Raw genomic sequence first — 3,459 nt, 5'->3', positions numbered from 1 at the left:
GCAGTTGACTTTGACCAAAACTTCTTTGTCTGTGATACTTGGTGTAGCGACTTCTGTGATGTTCAGTGTGATATTCTTTTTGTTGTATGATGTATGTTGTGCAGCTTTCATTGTCTTCTCTTTTCTTTTTTGTTGTATCTAACAAAGATACAAGTATAGTCTTTTTAAAACTGATCTGCATGCAAATCAGTTTCGTTTTGTTTGGCATCTTTATAAAGATTGTTAATGACATCTTCTAAGGTTTGGTAGGCTAGTTCCTTCTCAAGTTGAGCTTCAGCGCTAGCAAATAGTGGTGAAACGGCTCCTTGGATATGTTTTCCAACGGGACAATCAGGATTGCTATTTTGGTGAACAGGAAATAAGCTGATGTGGCTGACTTCTTGTGTCGCAAAATAAATGTTAAGTAAGGTGATGTCCTTTGGCGATTTACTAAGTTGGTAGCCCGTTTTTCCTTGCTGAGACTGGATCAGTCCAGCATTTTTCAATAAGGCGATTACCTTTCGAATGTAACTCGCATTGGTGCCAACGCTAGTTGCTAGTGCTTGAGAACTTAAGGTATCCTTGCTCTCACTAATCATGGTTAGGATATGTAAGGCTACTGAAAATTTTGTATCCATATAAACTCCTTTAGATAACTTGTATCTGACACAAGAACAAGTATAACACAAATAAAAAGAAAAGCAAGACTTTTGCTTCACTGTAAAAACACACAAAAAGGACCCTACTGGATCCTCTTATTAATTGATAAACATAAGTATTAAGCTTTCTTTGCCGCCTTGCTCCATTGGTACCAACCAACTAGACTGTTGATAAGATAAATGAAGTATTTCCCTTGAATTTGAAGGCTTTCTCCCCACCAGAGGTAGATAGAGAAAACATTAGTAGCAGCCCAAAAAATCCATTGTTCACGGTAAACAGCTGTCATCAAGAGCTGACCAAAACCATTTGTCGCATCGGTAATAGAATCACGATAAGGACGATTAGCTCCAATTGACTGGTAAATTAGACCAAAAGCTAACAACCAAAGTACACTAATTGATAGGTACTTAGTCCATCCCACCGTATCCAATTTACGGGCAACAAATTCCTGCTGTTCTTTTTTGAACTGGGCTTGATAGATCTAAAAGTGTTAAAAATAAGACAGTAACCTCAGAATAGATACTGTCTTATCTCTTTTTTTACTTAAAGCCTTGATAGACTTGACAAATGATAGAAAATAACCGTGAGTTCTTGCCAGAAGCTGAAGTTAATCCTTCAACCTGGAAAACCCGCAGAGGTGACTTTTTCTATACATCTCGATTTTTCTGGCAATAATCATTAACCGATAAATATGTCTGTGAATCACCCAGCGACTCCGCTATGTCCATAATCCGCGGTGGTAGTAATCCCACTCGCTGGACAAGTTCGTGATCGCTGAACAATTCCCGTGGACTGCCGGCGAAGCCAAACTTCCCGTGTTCCATAACATACACCGACTCAAACTCGGCGGCGACCCAATCCATGTCATGGGTGATGGTCACAACTTGGTGGCCCGAATCAGCCAACTGATGGAAAATTGCGGTCAACTTGCGCCGGCTTTCCCAATCAAGCGACATCATCGGCTCATCAAATAAATAAATCGCCGGATCCACTGCCAAAACTGTGGCAACGCTCAACAGCTTGCGTTCCGACAATGACAGGTCATATGGACTTTCAGCTGCTTTATCATCCAAGCCAACTCTTTTTAGAGCCGCTAAAGCCCGCCTAGTAATCGTGTCGTGGTCATCCATGACCTGTGCAACACTCCACTCTACCTCTCGTTGAACGGTCGGGTTGAAAAGCTGATCGTCAGGATTCTGAAAAGTAATCCCAACCTTCAGTAACTTTTCGACTGGTTTAAGATCATTAAAATTTCTCCATCGATCTTAATCACACCGGTTTGTGGTGTCAGCAAGCCCGTCAACAATTTGAAGAGCGTTGATTTACCGGCACCATTTTGGCCGACAATCGCCACCATCGGTTCGGCGAAGTGTTTGTCTTCAACATCCAAGCTAAAGGACCGTTCCGGATAAGTGAACGTCAGGTTGCTCAGTTCAATTGTGGACATAACGAACCTCCTTCAGATCAGCGCCATTCACCGGATACCGGCCATCAGCCAAGTGCCAATCCATTTTTTGAGCAAGTTGCTGGATTGTCGGGGCTGGAATCTGCCAGTCAGCTGCCAAATGATTAAACACCTCACCCGGCCTGCCCTGGGCTACCATTTGACCCTCGTGCAGCACCCACACAACGTCGGCAACTTCGCACAAATCGTCAATTTCACTGGTGACAATGAAGACAGTCGTCTCTTTGACTTGGGCCAGCCATTGGAAAAATTGCCGGCGGCCAAGGGGATCCATCTGACTGGTCGGATCATCCATAATCAAAACAGCCGGATTAGCCACAATCGCCGTGGCAATTGCCAACCGCTGGATCTGACCACCGGAAAGGCTCTCGGGACGCAAATTCAGCTGTTCAATCAGCCCCATTTGCGTGGCAACTTCTTCAACCCGTTTTTGAATCAGTCCTTCAACCATTCCCTGATTAATCAAGTCGAAGGCGATTTCATCGGCAACCGTGTCTGCCAACCCGCTTAGTTGGCCAGCTGGATTTTGCAGTACAACTCCATTCATGGCATTATAAACGGGCCAATTGTCGGACACTCGCTGGCCAAACATGTGCCAGTCGCCCTCAATCTCAGCAGACACAATTTTGGGAATGACCCCTGCCAGCACACGGCACAAAGTCGATTTGCCGGAGTGGCTATTCCCGATAATCCCAACCACCTGGCCGGTATGAACCTCCGCGTTAATCTGACGCAGTTGTGGTTGCTCAGTACCCGGATAACGGGTGGTCAAATTTTCAATTACAAACCGTTTATCTTCTTCCATATCTTCCACCCAATCAATAAAATTGCCAATCCAGTCAGACCAATGTGCAGCGTCCGCGACAGGCGATACACGCGCTGGGGAGGTTCTGACAGTCCGGTTGGGATTATCAAAACCTCTCAGTTGGAGAGAAATCGACCGCGCCATCGATTGATCCAAGGTCTTAATCACCAATGGAATTAGAACCGGCAATACTGACTTTAATTTCTGAATCAACGTTTTTTGCGGATTGGTTCCGCGAACTTTTTGTGCCTGCTGGATTTTCCGCATATTGCGCATCATTTCCGGCAAAATATAACACACCGACATCAGAACGTAGACGGTTTTATAAGACAATCCGGACAGTTCCAAATAGGTCGCGTTTTCTGAAATACTCGTGGTCACCATAAAAAAGCCACTGGTCAAAATAATCACCAAAACTCGACAACCCAGAGTGGTGGCGTAAATCAGGCCTTCTTTGTAGAACGACACCCCAAGCACAGAAAACAGCACAGTTTGATTACGACTGTAAAATAACCCTTGGATGATCAGCATGGTGCAAATCAGAAACAGG

At 44.5% G+C, this 3,459-nt stretch carries 2 protein-coding genes and 4 pseudogenes; all 6 read right to left on the bottom strand.

Annotation, left to right across the window (positions count from 1 at the left end):
* Positions 1-111: pseudogene (locus tag HSISS2_RS11625) on the bottom strand (NADP-dependent oxidoreductase); the annotation flags it as partial.
* A 53-nt stretch (positions 112-164) separates the two neighbouring features.
* On the bottom strand, positions 165-617 hold the full coding sequence (locus tag HSISS2_RS02905) for an Rrf2 family transcriptional regulator (RefSeq protein ID WP_021145305.1): 453 nt from the start codon (positions 615-617) through the stop codon (positions 165-167).
* A gap of 140 nt (positions 618-757) precedes the next feature.
* Positions 758-1,120 (bottom strand): annotated as a pseudogene (pnuC, locus tag HSISS2_RS02900) (nicotinamide riboside transporter PnuC); the annotation flags it as partial.
* A 166-nt stretch (positions 1,121-1,286) separates the two neighbouring features.
* Positions 1,287-2,086 (bottom strand): annotated as a pseudogene (locus HSISS2_RS02895) (ABC transporter ATP-binding protein).
* Entirely contained in the window at positions 2,073-2,909 is an 837-nt protein-coding gene (locus HSISS2_RS02890; protein WP_042767183.1) for an ABC transporter ATP-binding protein, read from the bottom strand. The pseudogene HSISS2_RS02895 and the gene HSISS2_RS02890 overlap by 14 nt, the downstream one beginning before the upstream one ends.
* Positions 2,885-3,459, bottom strand: a pseudogene (locus HSISS2_RS10710) (energy-coupling factor transporter transmembrane component T); the annotation flags it as partial. The pseudogene HSISS2_RS10710 and the gene HSISS2_RS02890, both read right to left, overlap by 25 nt.

This window comes from Streptococcus sp. HSISS2, from assembly GCF_000448665.1.
GTDB classification, from domain to species: domain Bacteria; phylum Bacillota; class Bacilli; order Lactobacillales; family Streptococcaceae; genus Streptococcus; species Streptococcus raffinosi.
Note: the sequence above shows the minus strand (reverse complement) of the source record. Positions and strands in the feature narration are given on the sequence as shown.